Below are 22,938 nucleotides of genomic sequence, written 5' to 3'. Positions count from 1 at the left end.
CGTTCTCAAACCCTGCTTGTCATGACGCCACGGGCGATCAGTTCGTATTTAAGCCGCGCCATCGCACGACGCTCAAGCTGCCGCAATTTACTGGTATTCATACCCAACCGGTTCGCCAGATCACTGATCGTGTCGGGGGGTTGTTTGAGACTGCGGCAGGTCAGCACCTCGCGGTCAATATCGTTCAACCCGGTCATTGCGTCCGTGATCCGACGGCGCATCGCATCACGAGAAGATTTCGCAATCATGTGTTCTTCGGGCGTCGGATCATCCGACACCAGCCCTTCAAAGTTGTCCTCGTCATCAATTGATCGGTTGATTTGCTGGGGTGCGGACTTGCGCGCATTCGCCGGGGTCTCAACAACAGATCGAAGACGGTCAAGCGCTGTCAGGACACTGTTCTTGACCCACCAACGCGCATATGTCGAAAACCGAACCTCGCGGGTGACATCAAACAAGTCAGCAGCGCGGATCAACCCGATGATACCTTCAGACACAAGCTCTTCTTGTTCGACCTTGTCCCGGCTCAGTTTCCTGGCCCAGTAGTGGACGATCCGCGCATGCGAAAGCACCAAAGCCTCAAGGGCATTGGCATCCTGTCGCAACTGCCAATTCTCGATCAACAGGCGTTCGTCCTCCCATTCCAGAAGGGGCGCGCTCCTTGCGGCCGCGTAAGAATAAGTCATGGTCCTGCCCAATAGATTTATTATTTTTTTTGACCCAAGCATAAATTCATGGGAAGGCAAAGATTAATCTGATTAAAGCTGGGTTAATCTAAGTATATACAGGCCTTTAGACTGCTCTTTCTCAACAAGATTTATGGAGCAGGGGGTCAAGTCATGAAAAGGCCAAAGAAACCGCTTAGGCAGATCTTGAGGTATCAAGGCCGCTCAGCCACCCGGTCATTTGAGAGGATGCCAAAACCAAAACATCGTGCCATCCGAAATGTGCACGTTTAAAAAGGTTCTGAGGGTCGGGTGGTCAGGCGCTGTTCTGGGTCATCCAGATACTGCCGCGCTCACGCTCTTTGCGGATTGCTGCTTCTTCGGCGCTGTTGTGTGCTTCGGCCAGTGCTGAATAAAGTGAGTTGCCCGATTTCCAGACCAGCCGAACCGCGTCTCCCGTAACAACACGCACATCAAGCCGGTCACCGCTGTTGTTGTAAAGCTCGGTCCGAACAAAGGCGAGGTTCACATGATCGGTCAGTCTGTCCATCTCGGGGCGCCAGCCGCTTTCGGTGACACACACAAATATTCCGTTACCGGCGTAGGACATCAAGAACTGGTGGCCATGCATCGTATCAGAAATGACTTCGGCCGCATCTGAAATCAGGCTGCAAAATTCGAAGGGGCTGAGGGTCTCGAAAAACCTGTCTGCGCCACGGATCGCAAAAGCAAAGAGTGTCGAACCGAAGAGCGAACTTCTTGAAAGCTGTGCAAGGTAATTCTCGAATGCGGTGTGGTCGATGACATTCTCAACATCGTAGATTGAGATCGGTTCATAAAGCTCAAACTGTGGCTGTTCAGCGGGCAAACCGCCGTCGCCCAAGGCCTGCGCCGCAAAGATCTTCTTGGCATGAGGCTGGCGTTTCTGGGCAAGCGTTTGCAACAGGTTCAGACGAGTCTCCAGTTCCGAGACCTCGAATGGTTTCGTCACGTAATCGGTCGCGCCGAACGCAAAGGCACGGTCAATGTACCGCTTGTCCGACATCGCCGTCAGCATCAGCACAGGCGTGTCGAAATAGTCATCAATCGACCGCACCCGCTTGACCAGTTCGATGCCATCCATGTTGGGCATTTGGATATCAAACATAAAACAATCGAAGGGAGCGCCTTCGTTCTGAGCAATCACATCCAACGCCTCGGCACCGGATTCCGCCATGGTCAACTCGTGACCACCCAGCGCCAGAATGATCTGATCGAGCAACTTAAGAATGATTGCGTCGTCGTCGACTGCCAGGATTTTCATCTTTCGCTCCAGAGTTTTCGATGGAATCCACCGATCCAAACACGTTTCTGAAAACAACCTGACCGTGAAGTATGGCGAAATTTTGACTATTGGCTACAATCATTTAGAAATTTTGTAACTGTTTCCCGCCAGTGCAAAAGTTTTGCGTGTTAGCAATGCTGGCACAGATCACCGAATGGCTGTCGGCACGGCAGGGGGCAGACTTGCCTTTGCCGGAAATCCCAGCGCCGGGCACGTCAGCCAAGTCATGGACATTATAGTGTATGCGGGTTTGACCTTTGAACGCCTTGTCGCTGTTTATCCACACCTCCGACACAATTCTGCCAAGATAGCTTGGTTGAAGTCGGTTTAGAGAGTACAAGAACTGTACTGGACTATTGGATCAAGAATGTATCCGATAGAGTAACCGAAAGAAGTTTTCTTCTTGTTTGGTGTCCGAAAACAGGATGTCAAACACCGCCCTTGAGCCTCAGAAGAGGTGCTCACAGGTCAATACACCGTTCGTTTCAGGCAGAATGAGCGATCAGGTGTAAGTAGAAATCATAATAATCATGGTAGAGCTCCAGTTTTCAGGACTTCAAATCGCGACGTTTGCCTCCTTCGAGCAGATCGAAGACAACTTAAGCGGCGAACTTTCTATTAAAATCAGAGGTGTGCGATCGATGGGAACGTCTTCGGACCAGTTCCGGCTTCGTGCGCAGCATGCCACCGGCGATACAGACTTAACGGATCCGTCATGGGAGGTTATTGCCCACGATGGCACAGTGATTGCCAGTGGCCTTGCACCGGTCAACGACCTTTACAAGGACCACGAGACCACCGGCGAATACACGATCTTTCAATCGTCCAACTGTCATAACGTTATCGTTGGTGCGGACGAGTTTCCGACAATTGCAACGACACGGACATATTCGCTCTATGACGGTGCGGCCCAACTGGCAGACAGCACGGTCAAAGGAACTTGCGATTTCGCCGAAGTTGCCTGTCTTTCAGAGGGATCGTTGATCGCAACACCTGCTGGCGAACGCCCGGTCGAAACGCTTGAGGTGGGTGATCTGGTCAGGACACTGGATGCTGCGGATCAGCGGATCATCTGGAAAAGCCAGAGCCATATAAAGTTCGGTCCGGACAGCAAACATCTTGCGCCAATCCATATTTCCAAGGGCGCTCTTGGCTTTGGCTACCCGCACGATGACCTGCTTGTGTCACCGGACCACCTGATCCTTGTGACAGGGTGGAAGATCGAACTCCATTTCGGCGCAGACGAAGCATTTGTTCCGGCAAAGTACCTAGTGAATGGCACGACCATCAAACAACGGCACGAACTGACGTCAGTGACATATCATCATATCCTTCTGGAAAACCATGAGGTGATGTTTGCCAATGGTTTGGAGTGCGAGAGTCTTTTCCCTGATACACAGACCCTTTCAGCACTGCCCAGCAAGGCAAAGCTGAACCTGCTCAAACTTGGATACATCTCTGGCAGCAGCCAAAAGGCCTATCCGGAAATCCCAGAGTATGTGGCGCAAGCCTGCTTTGGCACTCAGCATGGCACCGCAGATCAGAACAAATCTGCGAAAAGACTGGCGGCATAATCAGGGCCCCCCGGCTTCTCAACCGCAATACCCATCCAGTAAGGCCCTCGCACAACTGCGGGGGCCTTTGGCATTCAGTGGGCTAAGAGACAAGGCATCAGGCCCTGGGCCTCTCTTGGCACAAGCAACATCGGTGCACAAAGCCGCTATCGCACTGTCCCGACGGCCACAAGCTTGTGTTTTGTGGCGCTGGTAGCCTTCCCAATGGGCGACCAATCAATGTTCTTTTGGAGCCAAAAAGCATTGATTTTCAATCTATTGGAGATAAACTACCGGCTTCCAGCCGGTCCGCTTCAGCGTCTTTGTTGATGATCTCTCCTCCTGAATGTTGAAACCCGCGGAGGTGGTATGGTTTCAACATTCAGGAGGAGAGATCATGCGCTACTCGTCATCCGCGCACACGCGATTTTACCATAGGTTCCACGTCGTTTGGGTCACGAAATACCGGTACGCTGTGCTACAGGGTCCGATGCGTGAACGGCTCAGGCAGATCATCCGGCAGACCTGTGACGAATTGGGCGTTCACATCGTGCATGGCGTGCTGGCCCGGGATCACGTCCATATGTTCCTGTCGATCCTGCCAAAGCTGTCGCTTTCGGATGTCATGCAGCGGATCAAGGGACGGTCGTCGCGTCGCATCCAGATGGAGTACCCCGAATTGCGCAAGCGCTACTGGGGCAGGCGGTTCTGGGCGCGTGGGTACTTCTCGACCACCTCGGGCAATGTGACCGACGACATCATCATGCAGTACCTGGAATTACATTCCGCCAAATGATGCCACCGGCCTCAGCCGGTGTGTCATTCACTTAAAGATGTCTACTATTTGCCCAAATTTTTTCCCATTTCGACGGTACCCAGATCGTGGCTCAAAGAAGCCCTTCGGTCAGAAGACTGAAAATACTTGAGAAATAAGGAGAGCAGTATGTCGTCCATTCTCACCAATAATTCCGCAATGGTGGCCCTTGCAACGCTTAAAGACGTTAACCGTGGCCTGAACGAAACCCAAAACCGTGTGTCCTCTGGCCTGCAAATCAGCTCCGGTAAAGACAATGCTGCCTACTTTGCCATCTCTGAGACGATGAAGGGCGACAGCGGCATGTTCAAGGCCATCAATGAAGGCATGACCGCGACGAAGAACTCTGTCGCGACAGCCCGCCTTGGTGCCGAGACGGTCAGTGATCTGGCACAACAGATGGTCGAGCGTATCGCCTTTGCGCAAAGCGATGGTGTCGACAAAGCCGCTGTTCAGTCAGAACTCGATGCTTTGGCTGAAAACATGCAGGCCGCGATTGATCAGGCAACTTTTAACGGTGACGACCTTGTCAGCGGTGCAGCCGCCGCTGTGACCGTTGTAACGGGCATTTCCCGTGCAGGCGGCACGTTTGGAACAACGACAATGTCATTCAACTCTGTTAATCTGCAGGCGATCCAGGACGCGTTGTCGGCTATTGACCTGACAACATCCGGAAACGTTGCGGCCGATTTGGTCACCGCCGAAGTCGAACTTCAGAACGCCATCTCTGCGGCAACCTCGCTAGGCGTTACCGAAAACTCGCTCGACGGTCAGATGCAGTTCGTAGAAAGCCTGACAGACACCATCGATTCCGGTGTCAGCTCGATGGTGGATGCGGACATGGAACAAGAAGCAGCGCGTTTGCAGGCCTATCAGGTCCAGCAGCAGCTGGCGACACAGTCCCTTTCGATTGCGAACCAGGCACCACAGAATATCTTGAGCCTGTTCCGTTAATCAGAACTTTCCCTAAAAATGACTCCTCCCGGACACAGAGCCTGACGCAACAGGTGAGCCGGGTGGGGCACAAATCTCCGCGTTAAACCCGCTTGCGATACGAAGATGACGCCCTTGGCCGGTCTGTCAACGTCGGAGTAAAACTGCACCAAGGACCGGAGCATATGTGCTGTAACTGGCCGGACTAGAAGTCCGCCACTTTTTCGCATCCGGTTTGTCTAACGCCCGGCACTGCGGAGTATTGTCAGAAGTGACAAGACGGACAGTTTCAAAACCGACTTTTGACATGATGGCCCCTGTGGTTGCCGCCACGCGAGCCTTTTGTTTTAAGGTGCAAATGCTGCTAGGATTGCGCCTCCTGTCTCTTGGCAATTTCGGATTGCTCGTCGGAAAACCGCGGGAAAGGGGTCGATACGCTGCCTCATTGGAGATTTTTACCTCCTCATGCTGATCAAAAGACCCCATTCAGCGCAAATGCAGTGACTAATGCATTTTTGTCCTGTCTGGTTTCCTGTGGTCCCGTTAAACGCCAGTTCGATGTGCTGAGTTGCATTAAGAACAAAGCACCCGTTGTCACTTTTATCTGACATGAGCAAACGCTAGGTTGCCGCTGGAACAGAATCGAGAACACACTTCAATGACAGAGACTTTTGAGACCGAAAAAGCGCAGGCCGCCGCGTGGTTCCGTCAGTTGCGTGACGATATCGTTGCAGCCTTTCACGCGCTGGAAGACCGGCATGAAACAGATGCGCCCGCAGGCCGGGTGGAGGTGCGCAAGACCTCCCGCACGGCCGAGGATGGATCAGACGCCGGTGGCGGCGAGATGAGCGTGATGCGCGGTGGCCGCGTGTTCGAAAAAGTCGGCGTGAACATTTCTACCGTCTACGGCACGCTGGGAGAACGCGCGCAAATGGCGATGGCCGCGCGCAAGGGCATCCCGGGCATGGCGGACGATCCGCGCTTCTGGGCATCGGGAATCTCTTTGGTAGCACACATGCAGAATCCGCATGTCCCTGCCGTGCATATGAACACGCGCATGTTCTGGACGCCGCATGCCTGGTGGTTCGGGGGCGGGGCCGATCTGAACCCCTGCATCGAATATGACGAGGATACCGCACATTTTCATGCTGAGATGAAGCGCGCCTGCGATCCGCATGGAGAGACGCTCTATGATGAACTCAAGGCCTGGGCGGACGAGTATTTCTACATTCCGCACCGCAAACGCGCGCGCGGGGTAGGGGGGATCTTTTATGACGACCGCAACACAGACGATTGGGAGGCGGATTTTGCGCTGACCCGCGATGTCGGCGCCGCGTTCCTGCCTGCGTTCGTTCCCTTGGTCGACAAGCGCCGCGTGCAGGACTGGACAGATGAGGACAAGGAAACGCAACTACGTCATCGCGGGCTCTATGCGGAGTACAACCTTGTCTATGATCGGGGCACGAAGTTCGGGTTGGAAACCGGCCATGACCCGGAGGCCGTGCTGATGAGCCTGCCGCCTGTGGCGAAGTGGTACTAAGGTACCAGCCTGCCATTTTCATGTGATCCTGAGTTCTCAGAACAAGGCGTAACGGGCCTTGCTAATCGGCATTTCGGCCTTGTTAGAGCCTACTTCGCCATATGGCAGGCAACCTTTGCCTCCCGCAGTTCCCGCATCTGTGGCCGCTCTGCCTTGCAGATGTCGGCCGCCAGCGGACAACGGGGATGATAGGCGCAACCCGTCGGCGGATTGATCGGGTCCGGGATTTCGCCCTTGGGCGGCGGCACATCGCGGCCAAACTCGCCCAGCTTGGGCGCCGCTTCGAGCAACATCTGGGTGTAGGGGTGCTTGGGGTCGTCAAACAGCTCATCAGGTGCTGCTTCTTCGACCAGCCGCCCGAGGTAGAGCACGCCAACACGGTCGGAGATATGCTGCACCACCGTCAGGTCATGGCTGATGAAGAGATAGGTCAGCCCCAGGTCGTCCTTTAGATCGCTCATCAGGTTCAGCACCTGGGCCTGAACCGACACGTCCAAGGCGCTGGTTGGCTCGTCACAGACGATCAACCGTGGCTCTGACGCCAAGGCGCGAGCGATACAGATGCGCTGGCGCTGGCCGCCGGAGAATTCGTGGGGGAACTTGCCGGCGTCACGGGCAGACAGGCCCACCTGTTCGAGCAGTTTTTCAGCCAAGCCTTTGGTTTCGCCACCGCGTGCGGCGACGGGTTCGACGATGATGTCGCGCACACGCCAGCGGGGGTTCAAAGAGGCGAAGGGATCCTGAAAGATCATCTGGATATCGGCGCGGACCGCGTCAATCTTGGCAGCATCGGTTTCGCGGGCAAGATCCACGTCGCGGATCTTCACCGAACCAGAAGTGGGCCGCTGGAGGCCCACAAGCATCTTGCCGATGGTTGATTTGCCGGATCCCGATTCGCCGACCAGCGAATAAACGGTCTTTTCCTCGATCTCGAAAGACACATCGCTGACAGCGGTCAGATATGCCTTTTTGCGCCGCTCGATCAAGCGATTCAGCCAGGGCTTGGAGACGTCAAAGATACGGGTGAGGTTGGCGACAGAAACAAGGGCCATCAGGCGACTGCCTCCGCATGAGAGAGCGGGAACCAGCAGGCGGCGCCGTTCCCGTCGCTGAGTTTCGGTGCGGGGTCGGCGCGGCAGGTGTCCTGCGCGAAGGGACAGCGTGGATGGAAGGCACAGCCGTCGGGCAGATTGTCGAGGCGTGGCATGGCACCGGGGATCTGGTGCAACCGTTTCTTGCCGCGAGAAGCGAGGGGGGTCGAGCCCATCAGGCCGTCCGTGTAAGGATGACGCGGCGTGGTCAGAACGTCTCTAACACTGCCCAATTCGGCCAGTTTGCCCGCATACATGACCGCGACGCGGTCCGCGGCTTCGGCAATCACGCCCATATCGTGGGTGATCAGCATGACGGCAGTGCCGCGTTCCTTGCAGAGGCTCTTCAGGAGCGCGATGATCTGGGCTTGGACCGAGACGTCGAGGGCCGTGGTCGGTTCATCCGCGATGATCAGGCTGGGTTCGGCACACAGGGCGAGCGCGATCACCACGCGCTGGCGCATCCCGCCTGAGAATTCGTGCGGGTAGGAAGTGATGCGTTCGGCGGCACCGGGGATGCCGACTTCATCAAGTGCCGCAACGGCCCTTTTCTCGGCCTCTGACCGGCTGACGTCGAGGTGGGCAAGGATGGTCTCGGTCAATTGGTCGCCGATGCGCAGGAGCGGATTGAGAGAGGTCAGCGGGTCCTGAAAGACCATGCCGATTTCCTTGCCGCGCAGGCGGCGCATGGCATCGCCCTTGAGGTGGTCGATGCGTTTGCCGTTCACGTGGATTTCGCCCTTGGCGATGCGGGCAGGGGGGCTGAGCAGGCCGATCACGGCGTTGCCCGCCATGGATTTGCCCGCGCCGGATTCACCGACGACGCCGAGGATCTCACCCGGTGCAATATCATAGGAGACACCGTCGACAGGGCGCAGGATGCCATGGCGCGTTGGGATTTCGACGGTAAGGTCGCGGATGGAGAGGACGGATTGGGTCATTGGCTACTTTGTATTCTTAGCAGGGCACGGCGCGCTGGCGCCGGGTAGTGTGTTGGATAGGCTGAAGCACTAGCGGAGCCTCGGATTCAGCGCATCACGCAGCCAGTCGCCCAGCAGGTTCACCGATAGCGCCAGCGCCAATAGCGTCACCGCAGGGAATAGCAAGATCCACCACTCGCCGGAGAACAGGAACCCTTGGCCAATGCGGATGAGCGTCCCGAGTGAGGGTTGTGTGGGAGGGGCGCCGACACCGAGGAAGCTCAACGTGGCCTCAGCGATGATCGCCAGCGCCAGTGAGATCGTCGCGATCACCAGCACCGGGGACAGCACGTTGGGCAGAATGTGTTTGAGCATGATTGACGGGCTTGTCCGCCCGATTAGCCGGGCGGCCTGTACGTATTCCTTGTTCTTCTCCACCAGCGTGGCACCCCGCACCACGCGGGCGAACTGTACCCAGTCAGATAGGCCAATCGCGATGATCAGCACCCAGATCGCCATCTGGTCGCGGTATTCGACCGGCGTGATGCCCTTGGCCACGCCGAAGATCAGCATGGCGACAAGGATCGCGGGGAAGGTGAGCTGTACATCAGCCACGCGCATGATGATGGTTTCGGTCCAGCCGCCAAGGTAGCCTGCCAAAAGACCCAGCGTGATGCCGAGGACCATTGCGAAAAGCACCGCCGCCGCACCCACAAACAGCGAAATGCGCATGCCGTAAAGGATGGTCGAGAACACGTCGCGCCCCTGATCGTCGGTGCCGAGCCAGAAGGTGTCTCCGGTAAAGGCGTTGGGCTCCATCGGTCTGGAAAACCCGTTCATCAGGTCCAGCGACGCAGGATCGAAGGGGTTATAGGGCGCGATGAGGGGGGCAAAGATTGCTGCCAGCACCATCAGCACGACCACGACGAAGGAAACGATTGCGACGGGCGAGTGCTTGAAGGTGTAGATAAAGTCCGATTGCAGTGCGAGGCTGAGCCGGGAAGGGTCTTTGACGGCAATGGGCGCGTCGGGGGGCAGGGGCATTTCGGTCATGTCAGTGCGCCTTTGTCCGGTCCGCGCGCAGGCGGGGGTCGATGGAGAAATACAGAAGGTCCACGATCAAGTTGATGCCCACGAACATGACGGAGATCAGCATCAGGTAGGCGGCCATCACGGGGATATCGACGAACTGGATCGCATTGATAAAGAGCAGGCCCACACCGGGCCATTGGAACACGGTTTCGGTGATGATCGCGAAGGCGATGATGCTACCCAGTTGCAGGCCAGTGACGGTGATGACGGGCACCAGCGTGTTCTTTAGCGCATGGCGGAAATTCACCGCACGGTCGCGCAATCCGCGCGCGCGGGCAAAGCGGATATAGTCCTGACGCAGGACCTCAAGCATTTCGGATCGCACCAGCCGCATGATCAGGGTCATCTGGTAGAGACCAAGGGTGATGGACGGCAGGATCAGGGCCTTGAGGCCGGATTCGGTCAGGAAACCGGTGGTCCAGCCCCCTATTCGGACGGTATCGCCCCGCCCAAAGCTGGGGAGCCACCCTAACTCCACAGAAAACAGGTAAATCAATAAGATACCGATGAGGAAGGTGGGCAGAGAGACGCCTATCAATGACAGCGACATGATGGTGTTAGCGGCAAATCCGTCCCGCCGGATCGCGGTAAAGACCCCCAATCCGATGCCGATCGCGATGGCGAGGAAGCCGGAGACAGCGGCGAGTTCCAGTGTCGCGGGCGCACGTTCCATCAGGATATCAGAGACGGGGCGGCCCTGCCGGTAGCTGACGCCAAAGTTGCCCTGCACGGCGCCGGTCAGGAATTTCACGTATTGCACCGGAAACGGCTGATCGAGGCCCAGCTGCGTGCGCAAGCGTTCGATGTCTGCCTGGGTACGTTCCTGCCCCAGCATGTTGTCGATGGGATCGCCTACGAAACGGAACATGGAAAACGCCACCAGCCCCACGATCAGCAGGACAAGGGCGGACTGGGCGACACGTTGAATGATATAGGCGAGCATCCCAGCAGTGGATAACGGGCAGGGGGGCGGGGTCAAGGGGCAGGTTGCCTGATTGCGGACTAACCTTGTGGAAACCTGTCGACTGGCGGTTTCCAATGCACCTGCACCATCTGCCAGTTTCGATCGCTTTGGATAGTATGGTGCAAATTCACCGCCCCACCGTTTCGCACAGGTCGTATCCGAACATGTCGTGCAATTGCTGGCCGGTCAGCTTCTTCGTGGTGAATTGAAGGTGGCGCGCATTCTTGTCGTACCATGCTCTTAAGGCAGGGTTGTAATGCTTTCTCATCTGGTTATCGCCCATCTCTTTGGTCTCGCCCGGGAGAACGGGAATGCAGCCATGAAACCCGAATTCTGCCTTTGGATGTACGCAAACGCCCGGCACGCCCAAAAGCATCGTCGCGGCAGAGCAATGTCTGCCGCGCAGTTCAGGTCGTATGCCGCGTGCAGTCAGGTCTTTGACCTGATCGTCGTACCATTGGATCCAGCCGCCTTCATCAAACAGCACGACATGCTTCTTGTCGGTCGTCCAGGCGATATCAACGCAGGAAGATGTGGCTGCCAAAGCCAGGGACGCGGCGGCAATTCGAAAAAATGGCATCAAGCGATTCCAGGATAAACACACTTCGCAGAGCTATAATATGAGAAGCTTCAATAATTTATTGAAATGTGTCAATAATTTAAGTGGTTTGATACCCCTCTTTTGACGCAGTGTCAGGCGTCTTAAGTAACCATGCTGCGATTTCTTGTTGATCACCCAGCGCCTGATATAGATTTTATCGGGCCGCTGCGAAAATTCGATGAACGCTCGTGTGTCTTACCTGATGTGCTGCATATCACGCGCCGGATAAGATACCTCTTGATGTGCGATTTTGGACAAGGAAACCGTAGCGCGTCAGCCGCCCCAGACCTCCGCTGTCGTTATGGGAATTTACCGGTTATTTCAGGCTCTCAATCATCTCGACAATTGGCGCTATGCTTGACTTGTCCATGTAGTCGAATCCATGCATCTCATCTCGGGCGGCGACCCTGTCTCGGTTCAGCAGACCAGCGATGATCAGCATGGTTCGGTCGAAAAAGGTCAGCTTTGCAGGATCCTGCCTGCCCCGCAGCGCGAAATGACGCACATGCAGTATGATGTCTGTGGGCAGGCTGTTTGCAATCCAATCGTCAAGTTTGTTGCCAGGACCGGCGCCCGACACTGTGAACAGAATGGTCGGCCTGGTCTTGATCAATGCGGCGTGTTGCTTGGCCCATGTGTGAAACATCAGCCTATTGTACAACACGGGGCATCCGAGAACGAGAAAGTCGTAGGCCGACAGATCCGGCGTTTCCTTTGCGATGTTATACACCGGCAGATGTGTGGCAATACCGATCCAATGCGCATATTGTCCGGTACTACCATATTTCGTCGCATAGAATATCGCACCGTTCATGCCGTTCCCCCTCTTGCGATACTTTGGATGGTAAGGAGCGGCGGCCGAAGATGGATTGATTAAGATCAGGAAAACGACAATTTGTGCAGGTATGCCCTTTGCGCCTTGCGCATTAAGATTGAGCCGCTGATCTCACGCTCTTCCTTTGATTGCAGCGGAAGGCACATCTGCCCCTAGCGCCGGCAGGCGAAACGATTTACCTTTGCTTCGACCCGGCAATAAAGGCATTGCGCGCTGCTGCCTGGGTTGGGCGGAGCTTTCCCGTTCGACAGGCCGATATTTCTGCTTCGGTTTGCGCGCAGCAAGGCTCCCTATCAACGACAACGGCGGCGCGCCGCCTGTGACAAGAGGTGAGCCATGCTCAAGAACGACCAACTCGACGCCTGGGACCGCGAAAATTTTTTCCATCCCTCCACCCATCTTGCCGATTTTGCCCGGGGCGATCTGCCTAGCCGGATCATCACCGGCGGCAGCGGCTGCCATATCGAGGACCGCGACGGTAACCGACTGCTAGATGCCTTTGCCGGGCTTTATTGCGTCAATGTCGGCTACGGTCGGCAGGAGATCGCGGAAGCTATCGCCGATCAGGCGCGCGAGCTGGCCTATTACCACGCCTATGTCGGCCACGGGACAGAGGCGTCGATCACCCTTGCCAAGATGGTCCTTGATCGCGCGCCAGCGCATATGTCCAAGGTCTATTTCGGGCTTAGTGGATCAGATGCGAATGAAACCAACATCAAGCTGGTGTGGTACTACAACAACATCCTTGGACGCCCAGAAAAAAAGAAGATCATCTCACGCTGGCGCGGCTATCACGGCTCAGGACTGATGACAGGATCGCTGACCGGGCTTGAGTTGTTTCACAAGAAGTTTGACCTGCCCTTGGCGCAGGTTCTACATACCGAGGCCCCCTATTACTATCGTCGCGCGGACGTTGATCAGTCAGAGGCGGATTTCGTCGCCCATTGTGTGGCCGAACTGGAAGCACTGATCGAACGGGAAGGGGCCGACACCATTGCGGCCTTTATCGGCGAACCTGCGCTTGGCACAGGGGGCCTTGTGCCACCGCCCGATGGCTACTGGCCCGCGATTCAGGAGGTTCTGGACCGCCATGACATCCTGCTGATCGCAGACGAGGTGGTGACAGGTTTTGGGCGCCTTGGCAGCATGTTCGGATCAGATCACTATGGCATGAGGCCGGATATCATCACCATTGCCAAGGGCCTGACCTCGGCCTATGCGCCGCTTTCGGGCTCCATCATCGGAGACAAGGTTTGGAAGGTGCTGGAACAGGGCACAGATGAAAACGGTCCCATCGGCCATGGCTGGACCTACTCGGCACATCCCATTGGGGCGGCAGCCGGGGTTGCGAACCTCAAGCTGATCGACAGTCTGGGCCTGATCGACAATGCGCGTGACGTGGGCGCGTATTTCAAGTCTGCGCTGCAAGCGGCGGTTGGGGAACATGCCCATGTGGGCGAGGTTCGGGGTGAGGGGCTTTTGTGCGCCGTGGAATTTGTTGAGGACAGGGAGAAACGCCAGTTCTTTGACCCGTCACGCAAGATCGGCCCAAAGGTGAACGAAGCGCTGTTGAAGCATAGCGTGATTTCCCGCGCCATGCCGCAGGGCGACATTCTGGGCTTTGCGCCACCGTTCTGCCTGACGCATGCCGAAGCTGACGAGGTTGCCGGAAAACTCGCACATGCGGTGAAGGACGTTTTGGGGTGATCCTGCGGATCGTCTTGCATAGCCTGTGTTCGGCCGTGTCAGGCTGATTGCCTTGCTGGGCCCTGTCGGCGATGGTGTGCGTTGATGGAAGGGAGCCCGCGCATGACCGGAGCCGATAGCCCGGTCGTGCCGGGACCCGGAGTAGCCAGCTATCGCCTCGTGGTCCCGTCCCGGCTTGGCAAAAGTGCGCAGGACACCTTGGCGCGCAAGCTCTATGCCGTGCATTGCCGGATCTTTTCGGGCGTGACCTATGATCAGTTTGTCAGCCACGTGATCGAACCGCCTGCGGAGACCACGGTCATCCAGCTTTTTGTTTCGGCCGGTGAGGATATCATTGGGTATTGCGCGGTGCATCGCTATCGCAGGACCGTCGCGGGGCGCGAGGCGTTGGTTCTGCGGGCCGAGGCGGGTCTGTTACCGGACTACCGGGGGCGGGGGGCGACCTATGGCTTTGGTATCCAGCGGGCCATCGCTGAGAAGCTGAGGCACCCGAGGACACCAATCTATTACCTTGGAACGCTGGTGCACACCTCAAGCTACCACCTGTTCTGTAAGTATTTTCCGGTGCTTTTCCCGTCCCCCTCGCAGGATCACACGGCACAGGACGAGGCCATCGCCATCGAACTGGCAGAGAGCTTTGCCGATCCGGCTGTGATGCCGGACGATCCGCTGGTGCGCGAGGTGGGGTGGATCACGATCGAAACGCAAGGGGAGCGCAAACTGAACACACGGGATGATCGGCCTGATGTGGTCTTCTTCAAGGCCTGCAACCCGGGTTACATCAAAGGCCACGGATTGGTCGTTGTGGTGCCGATCACATTTGGCAACGTTCTGGTTGCTCTGCTGCGGCGGCTGACCGAAGTGCTGCGGATCAAGACAGGGCGGCGCAAGCCGGACTTCTAGCCGACAACGCCCTTTTAGCGTTTGCCATATGTTTCGCGGTGCCAGACATAAATGCCCGCGCCCGCGATCACGACGCTGCCGAAGACTGTCCAGAAATCAGGGATTTCGGCAAAGAAGACAAAGCCCCAAAAGGCGGCAAAGGCGAGGCCAACATAGGAATAGGGGGCCAGCATGGCGGCTTCGCCCTTTGAGAATGCAAGGATCAGGGCAAGCTGTCCTATGGTCCCTGCCAATGCGATTACGACCATCAGGGACAGGCCAAAGAGATCCGGTGTCTGCCATTGAAAGGGTACAGCAATTGTCAGGATAACCGTGCCGACCAGCCCGGTGTAGAATAGCGACGTCCAGACGTCCTCATCCGCCCCCACCCGCCGCGTCAGCAGCGCATAGCCCGAATAGCATCCCGCAGCCGCAAGCGGGAATAGCGCGGCGGGGCTGAAGACATCGCTGCCGGGACGAATGATGATCATCGCCCCGATCAGTGCCGCCGCGATCCCGGCCACCCGGCGCACGCCAAGGCGCTCTCCTAGAAACAGGGCGGCACCCAGCGTGATCAGCACTGGGTTCGTCGCCATGAGGGCGGCGGCGTCGGTCAGTGGGATCAGACTAAGCCCGGTAAAGAAGAAGGCTGTGGCGCTCATCAGCAGAATCGAGCGCAGGAACTGGAGGGTCGGATATTGTGTTCGCATCACTTGCCGTATTCGCGGCAGGACAAGCAGGACGACCAGCACCATTTGACCAGCATAGCGCGCCCAAAGCGCTGGCAATACGCCAATGCTGGGCGCGACAGCCTTGACCGTCGCATCCATAATGGAAAAGCAGAAGATCGCCCCGATCATCAACAAGATCGCGCGGTTCTGCGCCGTCATGCAGTGACACCGATGACAGCACGCCGTGCTATGTTCGGCACATCAATGTCATAGTGCCTTGGCAGTGCTGATGCATCCATCTGGTTTCCTGTTCAGGTGTGTCTATCGATGCAGGGAGGGACGCGCGCTCAGGCGCTCCCTTGGTCCCGAAGCATTCTTCGGAGGATCTTGCCCGAAGCAGATTTCGGGATCTCATCAACCACTTCCAGCAGACGCACCTGTTTGTAATGCGCCAACCGGTCTTTGAGGTAATCCTGAATATCCTCCAGGCTGGGCGCGGCCTGTCCCTGTGTCGCGACAATGAAAGCCTTGGGCAGTTCGCCCGCCTCGTCATCGGGAATGCCGATCACGGCGGCATCGGCAATCGAAGGGTGGGTGACCAGTTCCGCTTCCAGTTCAGCAGGTGCGACCTGGAATCCCTTGTACTTGATCAGCTCCTTCAGGCGGTCGGTGATGAAGAGATAGCCGTCACTGTCGAAATGCGCGATATCGCCGGTGCGCAGCCATCCGTCCTCGACAATCGTCTCAGCGGTGGCCTTGGCGTTGTTCAGATACCCTTTCATCACCTGTGGCCCGCGCACCCAAAGTTCTCCGTCTTCTCCCGGCGACACGTCCATGAGCGTCTCCGGGTCAACGATCCGGCTTTCGGTGCTGGGCAGCGCTACGCCGGATGCACCGGCTTTGCCCTTGCCGTTGGGAGAAATGTGGCTGACCGGGGAAAGCTCCGTCATGCCGTAGCCCTGTGTCGCGCTTGTGCCCAGACGCTTGCCCATGGCCTCGGCCACGTCCGCGCCCAGGGGGGCGGCGGCTGAGTTGACTTGCTCAAGGAAAGACAGATCATATTTCTGGACAAGTGGATGCATCGTCAGCGCCAGCGCAACCGGCGGCACGATCCACAGCCGCGGCGTCTTATACTCGGTCACAAGGTTCAGGAACATCTCCAGATCGAAGCGCGGCATGGTAACAAGGCCACCGCCTGCGGCGAGGTAGATGTTCTGCAGGACCTGCAGGCCGTAGATGTGGAAGAACGGCAGGAAGGCCACCGTCATTTCCTGCGGTGTGACGTCCGCCGGGCCAAGCGACTGATCGATGTTCACCACCAGATTGCGGTGGGTCAGCATCACGCCCTTGGGCAACCCCGTGGTGCCAGAGGAATAGGGCAGCGCCACCACATGCTCAGCCACATTGACCGGCGCCTGTTCAGCCAGGGGCGGGCCCATGACATCCGTAAGGGGGATCATTCCCTCGGGTGCATCGCCGATGATGACGATCTCCTTGACCTTGGTGCCTTTGATGGCTTCTTTCGCGGTTTCCGCAAACATCGCGATTGTCACCAGCACATCGGCCGCAGCATCCTTGAGCTGGTGATTGACCTCATGCGCAGTGTAGGTCGGGTTGATCGTGGTAATCGTACCACCGGCCCAGGCCGAGGCATGGAAGACCACGCAATACTCCGGAATGTTCGGCGCCATGAGTGCTAACACCTTGTCCGCCCCCCATCCGCGCTCCTCAAGCCCGCCAGCGAGCGACTTGACCCCGCCCATGAACTGCGCACCGGTCACCTTGCGCCCCGTCGGCCCGTCGATCAGGATCGTCATCTCTGGATCGATGCCTTCGAATATGCGCTGCGTGACAGTTTTGTCGCTCAGCGCGACATCTGGAAACTGGCTTTTGTAAATGGTCATGTGGGCTCCCCTTTGGGGGCGAGATTACACCGCCAGATCAGAAGGCCAACCGGTTTATTGCAAAGTTGAACCGCGCTTGGTTTGTCGGAACCTCCAACCCTGGAACAAGATGGAGCACCATGAGCAAAACGATGAAGAGAAATGTTCCCCAAGTGGGCGGGCGTGCCGTTCCCAGATTGCATCGTCGTCTTCTTGTGTCTGAATGCGTCACGAGCAGCCAAGCAAGCCGGTCCTCAGCTCGGATCGGGTGTCGAGTGGTTGTCGGTGAAGGTAGTGCGGCTCGGCTTCCTGAGAGCCCGGACATCAGTTCCCACTCGTAATCCTCCTACCGAACCAACCGTTCTCTGGGTGGCGACCATTCCTTACATTCGGGACAGTTTCGCCGTTTGCTGCGGAGCGGGATCGAGAAAACGGATAAAGGTCTTTTTTGCAGGCGAATCAGTCGTGGGTCGATTGTTCATGCGAGAACGGCCAGTAGAGCGTGGCACGCCATGTAAATCACGATCATAGACCCTATTGAATAAAAGGTTGCTCTGATCTCATGGGTCTGCTTCGTGGCATATGCCCAGAAATGTCCGAGCCGCGCTGCTACAAATCCGTACATCAATACTTGTGCAAGCCAGAGTGCAGGATTGACAGCGACGAAAAGTAGGCCAGCGATCCAGAATGCGGGAATATTCTCCAAGTCATTTCTGTGCATCCGCCGGGAGCGGTCGACGTATTCGTCAACTTCAAGCTGCGATGGATCGGGGGAGGTGTTAATCATACCTCGTTGTAGGTCCTCGGGGCTTGCGTAGCCCGCACCGACTTTCAACATGCGGTATACAGTTATCCAGCCTTGCCCCATGACTTTGAGCACCATGATAGCCGATGCGATCAGATAGGTGATAAAGACAGGGTTTTCTAAATTCAATTCGACCATTTTTGTTCCGTTCCTTTGAACGTCTTAACGTTAGATCACGCTTTACTTACCATTGGTAAGTGAGATAGCTTACCAATGGTAAGTCGTCAAGGATTATGTAGATGTCTGGGAAAAACACCAAGGATCAGATTCTGATAATTGCCCGCGAACTTCTCGCATCGGACGGGCTGGCAGCGGTTTCCTTCGATGCGATTGCCCGTCGTCTGGGGCGAACAAAACAAGCGGTGCTATACTGGTATTCAACGAAGCACGACCTTTTGGCTGCATTGTTTCTGCCTTGGCTGGAGGCGGAGGCCGACATCGCGGTGCAATCGGTCTCCCGTTCATCCTCACGCGATGAGGCAATTGATTCGTTCGTCAGAGCTATCGCGGCTTTTCACCTTGATGATCTTGACCGATTTCGGATGATGTACCTCTTGCCACAGACGATTCCGCCAAGCGCTTCGGAGCCTCATTCTGTCAAGCTGCTGGAGAAGGTACATCCCGTGACTGACAGGATGTATGCCGTTCTTGCCGACAAGCTTAGCAATGAACCCGTTGCTGTGCGCCAGGAAGCATTTGCCATCCATTCGGCGGTATTGGGATTGGTTCTCATGTTTGGTCTTTCAGACAGATTGAAAGATCCGTTGAAACATTCCGCGTCTGATATGATTGACGCGCTGATTGCGGCTCTCACATCAAAATAGAGTTTGTCGCGACCCGGTCCAGCATGTAGCGGCAATTGTTCCGGTCCGTCTGTCGATCGGACGCTGTCAAACTATGAAATTCCCACATCCGTCCACTTCCTCGGATCAAACCTCTCTGAAAAGACTCTTTGCTCATGTCTTCAGAAAGGAGGCAGAGTGGTTATGAGAGAATTTGAAAGGGTGCAAAAATGGATGATTTGGAAGGGCGCGTGGCCTTAGTTACCGGGTCTGCGACAGGTTTGGGGCGTTCAATCGCGATCAAGTTGGCTGAACGCGGTGCAGACGTCATCATCAACTATTCCCGTTCTTCTGTTGAAGCTGAGGAAGCTGCTGATCAATGTCGGACAGCCGGAGCGAAAGTAGTCGTGGTGCAGGCAAACGTGGCGGATCAAGAGGGGTGTCAGGCGCTTGTTGATGCGGCAGGGCCGTGGGGCAAGCTGGATATTCTAGCCAACAATGCTGGTATCACGCGGCATGCGCGGGACCATGCTGATCTGAACGCGCTCACAAAAGATGATTTCCTCGATATCTACGAAGTGAATGTGGTTGGATCCTATCTGATGCTGCAAGCTGCCAAGGTTTTGCTTGAGGCGGCGTACAAGCAGACCGGAAGGGCCAGCACGGTACTCAACACCTCTTCGATTGCCGGGGTAAAAGGCATCGGATCATCTGTTGCCTATGCTGCCTCGAAAGGTGCGCTCAACACGATGACACTTTCACTGGCCAGAGCGTTGGCCCCGGCTATCAGAGTGAACGCAATCTGCCCAGGTTTTATTGGTACGCGCTGGTTCAAGGATACCATGGACGAGGATGCATTTGAGAAAACGCTTCGCGGCATTGAGGCTGCAACCCCGCTGGCCGTAGCGTCCGGCCCGGATGACATAGCCGAGACGGCACTCTTCTTCCTCTCTGACGCTTCCCGGCATGTGACCGGGGAACTGTTGCTGGTAGATGCGGGCCTTCATCTGGGTAAGGCGCGAAGCTAGGCCTCTCGCACAGATCAGAAGTTCACCAAAACAGCCCCCCATTTGCGTGTTCGATACGTCGCCCCGATAGAGTCTTGGGACGGCGGGACGGGCATCTTGTTGGCACTGGGATGAGGTATTTGCCCTATGTCTGACGCCTGAAGCGCTCAAAACGCAAAGGCAAATATCACGACCCAAAGCGACAAAGCACAACCACAGATCAGGGTATAAGCACCATTCCACACCAGCCCAACACGGTGTGCGGTAATGTTGGCAAAGGATCCAATCAGGAGTGTCGTCGCAGTGAACGGCGAACTCGCGCCGCTCAAAGCCCATCCTGACGTGATTGCGACCACAATCGCGGTGGGCTGTACCCCAAGGTCGGCTGCACCCGGAATGAGCGGAGCAGTGAGCGTGACGGCCAGAATCGGGTTCATGCCGATCTGCCCTGCCAGGGGAATAATCCAGACGAATGAGACCAGTATCATCCAGGCCGGTATCGAAGATGGATCAAAGCCGGCTGCTTGCACCAGCGGCCCAAAGAGGTGCGAACCCGTCGTTCCGATGAAACCCGCCATCATTAACAATGTCAGTTCTCCACGATAACCGGGCAGTTCCCGCAGCACATAGGTTTTGAGGCGGGATCCCGCTGTGGCGAACGGCCGATCCGTCCAATGCTGAATAAGCAGCCAGGCCATTGCAATACAGGGTACCAGAACGGCGACAATCCCAACAATCCGTACGTTTGTCAGACTATTCAAGCTCACCACGCCAAGGACGAGAACAACCAGCAAGAAGGCCAGCGGCAGCATTGTTGCCCATGTGCCCTCCGGCTTTGTCCGTACTGGTGTCACAGTCAAACGGGGCTTGAACACCGTATCAAGTCCCCAACCGATGCCCGCCAGTAGGCATGATGACACCAATCCAGGAAGCAAAGCCTGGGCCCAGCTGGTATCCGGTATGACGCTGATGGTAATTGCCATGGCGAAAGAAAGGGGCGACCAAGGTAAGGTCGAAACAAAAGCACGCTGCACTGCGAGCAGCATCCGCCGCATACGGTGTTCGCGGATTTCTTCGTTAGGCTCTGTCTTTGCGTTGGCAGTTGCCAGCGCTCCGAGTAACTGGAGAGACCCATAGTTGAGCAACAAAGCGAATGCCTGACCGCCACCAGTAAGTGCAGCATAGCGCCTGCCTGGTGGTTGGCCCGCCAGAAACCTACCGGCCCGCTGGATTGCGGGGGAGGTCTCAGCAACATTTCGAAGTGTAGACAAAGCGGCAAAGAACGCTCCGATAAAAGCTGCCGTTTCAAGACCACGGACCACAATCCCGAGCCAATCAGAATCTGTTACGGCTAATGCGATGCTTATGAGCAAGGCCACGGCGATGAAGGCTTTACGCGACCACCGCACTTGAACAACAAAGATCGAAACAAGAGCCAGTGTGAGCACCGGTTTGACCGACTGCGTCCAGTCCGCAAGGCCCCACTCCTTACAAACAACGAGCGCTGTGATTACGCATAGCAGAAGGCCTGCTACCTTGTTTGCAAGGGTATCCACTTTGATGACTTCCGTTACTCGGCGCACGCTACCTTGAAGTGCGAATCCTATTAGAAACCAATGGGTTATCTAATGAAGAGATTGTGCCATGGGAGCCGTCTACACGCAACTGAGTCTGAGAGAACGATCAAAGGATCGAGGATTGGTGGCACGCCAAGGTCCCCGTCCAACAGATGGCGCGCGTTCTGCAGCGCTCACAATGGTTTCACCGATGTAGACAACGCGCAGAGGTGTCAGGTGTTCAGGTCATCTTCCATGTAGACCGCGATGATCTCATCAAAGTTCTTTTCCGCCTCAAAGCCTAGTGCGATAGCGCGGTCCGGTGCGAAATCTCTTGGCCAGCCGTCGACAATGGCCATGATCGCGGGGTCCGGGACCGGCTTGATCAGATCGACCGCTTTCTGTCCGGCCGCGCGGCGCAGCGCTTCGATCTGTTCGGCCACGGTGCAACTGAAGCCCGGCAGGTTCAGTGCACGGCGACCTGCGAGCAAATCGGTGTCAAGCGTCGCGGCGTGGGTCAGGAACCGGGCCGCGGCGCGGGGGCTGGCGTGCCAGTGGCGCACGGTGTCGGGGACCGGCAGGATCGCCTCCATCCCGTTCAGGGGTTCGCGGATGATGCCCGAGAAAAAGCCGGAGGCGGCAGCGTTGGGTTTGCCGGGACGCACGCAGATCGTCGGCAGGCGCAGGGACAGCCCGTCGATGAAGCCCTTGCGGCTGAAATCGCTGACCATCAGCTCGCAGGTGGCCTTTTGCGCGCCGTAGCTGGTTTGGGGGGCCGACAGGAAGTTATCGCCGATCTTGTCGGGGTAGGGGGCCCCGAAAACCGCGATGGATGAAGTGAACACAAGCTTTGGGCGGTAGGTGCGGCCCGATTTCTCATGCTCTGCCTTAAGCGCATTCAGCAGGTGCCATGTGGCCATCATGTTGACGTCCCAGCCCAGCTCAAACTCGGCTTCGGCCTGACCAGAGACGATGGCGGCAAGGTGAAAGATCACGTCAGGATGATGGGCGGCAAGGTGCCGGGCGGTGTCGCGGTCCGTGATGTTGCCGGTGATGGATTTGGCAGGCACGCCGCCTTCGGGGAATGCACGGTCGAACAGGGTGAGGTCCGCGCCGGGAAAGATATTTTCGTCAAGGATGCGCCGGGCCAGTTTCTGCCCGATCATGCCACCACCGCCGAGGATAAGGATCTTGGTCATGGTTGTGTGGCTCCTGTGGAGGTGGCTCTTGCGGGATCGTGCATGGCAATTTTCCTGTCTTCAAGCGGGTGGTTATGGTCAAATCAAAAGCTGTGACATACGCTAACGATTAAG

At 56.7% G+C, this 22,938-nt stretch carries 21 protein-coding genes and 1 pseudogene; 9 read left to right on the top strand and 13 right to left on the bottom strand.

Going from position 1 to position 22,938, the window contains the following annotated elements; translation table 11 throughout:
• Positions 1-5 precede the first annotated feature (5 nt).
• Together GV827_RS15560 and GV827_RS15555 are read right to left on the bottom strand one after the other, a co-directional pair.
• Positions 6-686: a sigma-70 family RNA polymerase sigma factor gene (locus GV827_RS15560; protein ID WP_164354737.1), complete on the bottom strand. Its 681-nt coding sequence runs from the start codon at positions 684-686 to the stop codon at positions 6-8.
• 295 nt (positions 687-981) lie between these two features.
• Entirely contained in the window at positions 982-1,968 is a 987-nt protein-coding gene (locus GV827_RS15555) for a response regulator (protein WP_164354736.1), read from the bottom strand.
• A gap of 662 nt (positions 1,969-2,630) precedes the next feature.
• Between GV827_RS15555 and GV827_RS15550 the strand changes: the two genes are divergently transcribed.
• The 4 genes from GV827_RS15550 to hemF all read left to right on the top strand — a co-directional run bounded on the left by GV827_RS15550 (position 2,631) and on the right by hemF (position 6,829).
• A complete protein-coding gene (locus GV827_RS15550) occupies positions 2,631-3,563 on the top strand; it encodes a Hint domain-containing protein (protein ID WP_164354735.1) in 933 nt (310 codons plus the stop codon).
• Positions 3,564-3,939: 376 nt separating this feature from the next.
• The gene (tnpA, locus tag GV827_RS15545) at positions 3,940-4,338 is read left to right on the top strand and encodes an IS200/IS605 family transposase (RefSeq protein WP_164354734.1); all 399 of its coding nucleotides are present in this window, start codon (positions 3,940-3,942) and stop codon (positions 4,336-4,338) included.
• Positions 4,339-4,485: 147 nt separating this feature from the next.
• Positions 4,486-5,310, top strand: coding sequence for a flagellin N-terminal helical domain-containing protein (locus GV827_RS15540; protein ID WP_164354733.1), 825 nt, complete (start codon positions 4,486-4,488; stop codon positions 5,308-5,310).
• 637 nt (positions 5,311-5,947) lie between these two features.
• A complete protein-coding gene (hemF, locus tag GV827_RS15535) occupies positions 5,948-6,829 on the top strand; it encodes an oxygen-dependent coproporphyrinogen oxidase (RefSeq protein ID WP_164354732.1) in 882 nt (293 codons plus the stop codon).
• An 89-nt stretch (positions 6,830-6,918) separates the two neighbouring features.
• On the opposite strand, the gene GV827_RS15530 is transcribed toward hemF, so the two are convergent.
• From GV827_RS15530 to GV827_RS15505, 6 genes are all read right to left on the bottom strand, one after another.
• Positions 6,919-7,881 carry an ABC transporter ATP-binding protein gene (locus GV827_RS15530; protein ID WP_164354731.1) on the bottom strand — a complete coding sequence of 321 codons (963 nt, stop codon included), beginning with the start codon at positions 7,879-7,881 and terminating at the stop codon, positions 6,919-6,921.
• The gene (locus GV827_RS15525) at positions 7,881-8,861 is read right to left on the bottom strand and encodes an ABC transporter ATP-binding protein (RefSeq protein ID WP_164354730.1); all 981 of its coding nucleotides are present in this window, start codon (positions 8,859-8,861) and stop codon (positions 7,881-7,883) included. The genes GV827_RS15530 and GV827_RS15525 overlap by 1 nt, the downstream gene beginning before the upstream one ends.
• A 69-nt stretch (positions 8,862-8,930) precedes the next feature.
• Complete coding sequence (locus GV827_RS15520; protein ID WP_204325917.1) at positions 8,931-9,893, bottom strand: ABC transporter permease; 963 nt, start codon at positions 9,891-9,893, stop codon at positions 8,931-8,933.
• 1 nt (position 9,894) lies between these two features.
• Positions 9,895-10,875, bottom strand: coding sequence for an ABC transporter permease (locus GV827_RS15515; protein ID WP_164354729.1), 981 nt, complete (start codon positions 10,873-10,875; stop codon positions 9,895-9,897).
• A 148-nt stretch (positions 10,876-11,023) separates the two neighbouring features.
• The gene (locus GV827_RS15510; RefSeq protein WP_164354728.1) at positions 11,024-11,476 is read right to left on the bottom strand and encodes a hypothetical protein; all 453 of its coding nucleotides are present in this window, start codon (positions 11,474-11,476) and stop codon (positions 11,024-11,026) included.
• Positions 11,477-11,813: 337 nt separating this feature from the next.
• Positions 11,814-12,311, bottom strand: a complete 498-nt coding sequence (locus GV827_RS15505) for a flavodoxin domain-containing protein (protein ID WP_164354727.1) — start codon at positions 12,309-12,311, stop codon at positions 11,814-11,816.
• Positions 12,312-12,668: 357 nt separating this feature from the next.
• Between GV827_RS15505 and GV827_RS15500 the strand changes: the two genes are divergently transcribed.
• Together GV827_RS15500 and GV827_RS15495 are read left to right on the top strand one after the other, a co-directional pair.
• Positions 12,669-14,039, top strand: coding sequence for an aspartate aminotransferase family protein (locus GV827_RS15500; RefSeq protein ID WP_164354726.1), 1,371 nt, complete (start codon positions 12,669-12,671; stop codon positions 14,037-14,039).
• Positions 14,040-14,141: 102 nt separating this feature from the next.
• Entirely contained in the window at positions 14,142-14,942 is an 801-nt protein-coding gene (locus tag GV827_RS15495) for a hypothetical protein (protein WP_164354725.1), read from the top strand.
• A gap of 14 nt (positions 14,943-14,956) precedes the next feature.
• Here the strand turns inward: GV827_RS15495 and GV827_RS15490 are convergent, their stop codons facing one another.
• From GV827_RS15490 to GV827_RS15480, 3 genes are all read right to left on the bottom strand, one after another.
• Complete coding sequence (locus GV827_RS15490) at positions 14,957-15,811, bottom strand: DMT family transporter (protein WP_164354724.1); 855 nt, start codon at positions 15,809-15,811, stop codon at positions 14,957-14,959.
• 128 nt (positions 15,812-15,939) lie between these two features.
• Positions 15,940-17,496, bottom strand: a complete 1,557-nt coding sequence (locus GV827_RS15485; protein WP_164354723.1) for an AMP-binding protein — start codon at positions 17,494-17,496, stop codon at positions 15,940-15,942.
• Positions 17,497-17,953: 457 nt separating this feature from the next.
• Positions 17,954-18,418, bottom strand: a complete 465-nt coding sequence (locus tag GV827_RS15480) for an MAPEG family protein (RefSeq protein WP_164354722.1) — start codon at positions 18,416-18,418, stop codon at positions 17,954-17,956.
• A gap of 101 nt (positions 18,419-18,519) precedes the next feature.
• Here GV827_RS15480 and GV827_RS15475 point away from each other — a divergent pair, with 101 nt between their 5' ends.
• Positions 18,520-19,104 carry a TetR/AcrR family transcriptional regulator gene (locus tag GV827_RS15475; protein WP_164354721.1) on the top strand — a complete coding sequence of 195 codons (585 nt, stop codon included), beginning with the start codon at positions 18,520-18,522 and terminating at the stop codon, positions 19,102-19,104.
• A gap of 188 nt (positions 19,105-19,292) precedes the next feature.
• A complete protein-coding gene (locus GV827_RS15470; RefSeq protein WP_164354720.1) occupies positions 19,293-20,090 on the top strand; it encodes an SDR family NAD(P)-dependent oxidoreductase in 798 nt (265 codons plus the stop codon).
• Positions 20,091-20,236: 146 nt separating this feature from the next.
• On the opposite strand, the gene GV827_RS15465 is transcribed toward GV827_RS15470, so the two are convergent.
• Positions 20,237-21,625: a hypothetical protein gene (locus GV827_RS15465; RefSeq protein ID WP_328823162.1), complete on the bottom strand. Its 1,389-nt coding sequence runs from the start codon at positions 21,623-21,625 to the stop codon at positions 20,237-20,239.
• 88 nt (positions 21,626-21,713) lie between these two features.
• Between GV827_RS15465 and GV827_RS24200 the strand changes: the two are divergent.
• Positions 21,714-21,819, top strand: a pseudogene (locus GV827_RS24200) (helix-turn-helix domain-containing protein); the annotation flags it as partial.
• Positions 21,820-21,858: 39 nt separating this feature from the next.
• On the opposite strand, the gene denD reads toward GV827_RS24200, so the two are convergent.
• Positions 21,859-22,824: a D-erythronate dehydrogenase gene (gene denD, locus GV827_RS15460; protein ID WP_164354719.1), complete on the bottom strand. Its 966-nt coding sequence runs from the start codon at positions 22,822-22,824 to the stop codon at positions 21,859-21,861.
• Between the last annotated feature and the right edge of the window lie 114 nt (positions 22,825-22,938).

This window comes from Sulfitobacter sediminilitoris (assembly GCF_010667575.1).
Lineage (GTDB): Bacteria > Pseudomonadota > Alphaproteobacteria > Rhodobacterales > Rhodobacteraceae > Sulfitobacter > Sulfitobacter sediminilitoris.
The sequence above is the reverse complement of the archived record's forward strand: the minus strand, read 5'-3'. Positions and strand labels throughout refer to the sequence as shown.

Coding starts and splice junctions, on each gene's coding strand:
- GV827_RS15500 (WP_164354726.1), top strand. CDS start 12,669: ATGCTCAAGAACGACCAACTCGACGCCTGGGACCGCGAAAATTTTTTC.
- GV827_RS15540 (WP_164354733.1), top strand. CDS start 4,486: ATGTCGTCCATTCTCACCAATAATTCCGCAATGGTGGCCCTTGCAACG.
- GV827_RS15495 (WP_164354725.1), top strand. CDS start 14,142: ATGACCGGAGCCGATAGCCCGGTCGTGCCGGGACCCGGAGTAGCCAGC.
- GV827_RS15555 (WP_164354736.1), bottom strand. CDS start 1,968: ATGAAAATCCTGGCAGTCGACGACGACGCAATCATTCTTAAGTTGCTC.
- GV827_RS15485 (WP_164354723.1), bottom strand. CDS start 17,496: ATGACCATTTACAAAAGCCAGTTTCCAGATGTCGCGCTGAGCGACAAA.
- GV827_RS15510 (WP_164354728.1), bottom strand. CDS start 11,476: ATGCCATTTTTTCGAATTGCCGCCGCGTCCCTGGCTTTGGCAGCCACA.
- GV827_RS15515 (WP_164354729.1), bottom strand. CDS start 10,875: ATGCTCGCCTATATCATTCAACGTGTCGCCCAGTCCGCCCTTGTCCTG.
- GV827_RS15505 (WP_164354727.1), bottom strand. CDS start 12,311: ATGAACGGTGCGATATTCTATGCGACGAAATATGGTAGTACCGGACAA.
- GV827_RS15475 (WP_164354721.1), top strand. CDS start 18,520: ATGTCTGGGAAAAACACCAAGGATCAGATTCTGATAATTGCCCGCGAA.
- GV827_RS15550 (WP_164354735.1), top strand. CDS start 2,631: ATGGGAACGTCTTCGGACCAGTTCCGGCTTCGTGCGCAGCATGCCACC.
- tnpA (WP_164354734.1), top strand. CDS start 3,940: ATGCGCTACTCGTCATCCGCGCACACGCGATTTTACCATAGGTTCCAC.
- GV827_RS15490 (WP_164354724.1), bottom strand. CDS start 15,811: ATGACGGCGCAGAACCGCGCGATCTTGTTGATGATCGGGGCGATCTTC.
- GV827_RS15480 (WP_164354722.1), bottom strand. CDS start 18,418: ATGGTCGAATTGAATTTAGAAAACCCTGTCTTTATCACCTATCTGATC.
- GV827_RS15525 (WP_164354730.1), bottom strand. CDS start 8,861: ATGACCCAATCCGTCCTCTCCATCCGCGACCTTACCGTCGAAATCCCA.
- GV827_RS15470 (WP_164354720.1), top strand. CDS start 19,293: ATGGATGATTTGGAAGGGCGCGTGGCCTTAGTTACCGGGTCTGCGACA.
- denD (WP_164354719.1), bottom strand. CDS start 22,824: ATGACCAAGATCCTTATCCTCGGCGGTGGTGGCATGATCGGGCAGAAA.
- GV827_RS15520 (WP_204325917.1), bottom strand. CDS start 9,893: ATGACCGAAATGCCCCTGCCCCCCGACGCGCCCATTGCCGTCAAAGAC.
- GV827_RS15560 (WP_164354737.1), bottom strand. CDS start 686: ATGACTTATTCTTACGCGGCCGCAAGGAGCGCGCCCCTTCTGGAATGG.
- GV827_RS15530 (WP_164354731.1), bottom strand. CDS start 7,881: ATGGCCCTTGTTTCTGTCGCCAACCTCACCCGTATCTTTGACGTCTCC.
- hemF (WP_164354732.1), top strand. CDS start 5,948: ATGACAGAGACTTTTGAGACCGAAAAAGCGCAGGCCGCCGCGTGGTTC.